At 66.0% G+C, this 1302-nt stretch carries 1 protein-coding gene; it reads right to left on the bottom strand.

Annotation, left to right across the window (positions count from 1 at the left end):
• Nucleotides 1–33 precede the first annotated feature (33 nt).
• Entirely contained in the window at nucleotides 34–1254 is a 1221-nt protein-coding gene (locus ABTW87_RS30140) for an IS30 family transposase (protein WP_350654810.1), read from the bottom strand.
• Nucleotides 1255–1302: the final 48 nt, after the last annotated feature.

Below are 1302 nucleotides of genomic sequence, written 5' to 3'. Positions count from 1 at the left end.
GGGTGGTTTCAAGGGGTCGTTGCAACACGGTGGTTAGTTGGTGACGGCTAGGAGAGTAGCGAGGCGCTCGGCTGGGGTGTCCCAGCCGAGCGTTTTGCGTGGTCGGCCGTTGAGTTCGGCGGCGACGGCGGCGAGGTGTTCGGGGCTGTGGACGGTCAGGTCGGTGCTTTTGGGGAAGTACTGGCGTAGCAGTCCGTTGGTGTTTTCGTTGGAGCCGCGTTGCCAGGGTGAGTGCGGGTCGCAGAAGTAGACCGGCATGTTCGCGGTCATGCTGAACTCGTGGTGCAGGGCCATTTCCGCGCCTTGGTCCCAGGTCAGAGACCGTTTCAGGTGGTGCGGCAGGGTGGTCATGGCGGCGAGCAGGCCGTCACGGACATGCTCGGCGCTGCGGCCGGCGCCCAGGTGCACGAGCAGGACGTAGCGGGTGGCGCGTTCGACGAGGGTGCCGATCGCGGAGCCGTTGTCCTTGCCGATGATCAGGTCGCCTTCCCAATGACCCGGCACGGCACGGTCGTCGGCCTCGGCGGGCCGTTGGCTGATCATCACCATCGGATGGGTGAAGCGGGCCTGGCGTTGCCCGGGCTGACGGCGGGGACGGCGCACCGCGCGGCCGGTGCGTAGCGCGGCGGTCAGTTCCCGGCGCAGCGCGCCACGGCCCTGGACGTAGAGGGCCTGGTAGATCGTCTCGTGTGACACGTGCAGCTCGCTTCGCTCGGGAAAGTCACGGCGCAATCGAGAGCTGATCTGCTCTGGGCTGTGCCTGGAGTCGAGCATGCCCTGCACCAGGGACCGTAACTGTGGGCACGCAGCGATCTTGCCGGTCTTCGGGCGAGGTCGCCTGCTGTCAGCGCGTTGCTGAGCGGCGTAAGGCCGGTAGTCACCGCTGCCAGGATGCCGATTACGGCGAATCTCCCGACTGATCGTGGACCGGTCACGGCCCAACTCAGCCGCGATCAACGCCTGGCAGGCGCCTTCCCGCAGCCGGTCAGCGATCACGATCCGCTCGTCCTGCGACAAGAACCTCGCCGACACCCGTGAAGACCGGGCAGCAGAACGCGTCGTCTGCTGCCCGGCCTTCCCCTGGCCTGCTCTGCCGAACCGCCACCGGTACCCAGTCTTACGGTTGACCCCGACGATCCGACACGCCTGACTCGTACTCACACCCCACGCCACAAGATCCAAATATGCCTCGCGCTCCGCGCAAAGCTTCTTACGACCCTGCGGCCCTCGATCACTGCGGACCTCGAAGACCATCACAACCCCTGAAACAGTCAGGTGTTGCAACGATCCCTAGAACCCAAG

It is taken from the genome of Micromonospora sp. NPDC126480 (assembly GCF_040302465.1).
Classification (GTDB): Bacteria; Actinomycetota; Actinomycetes; order Mycobacteriales; family Micromonosporaceae; genus Micromonospora.
Note: the sequence above shows the minus strand (reverse complement) of the source record. Positions and strands in the feature narration are given on the sequence as shown.

What these genes read in the sequence shown, in the direction of transcription:
- ABTW87_RS30140 (WP_350654810.1), bottom strand. Translation starts at nt 1,254, where the DNA reads ATGGTCTTCGAGGTCCGCAGTGATCGAGGGCCGCAGGGTCGTAAGAAG.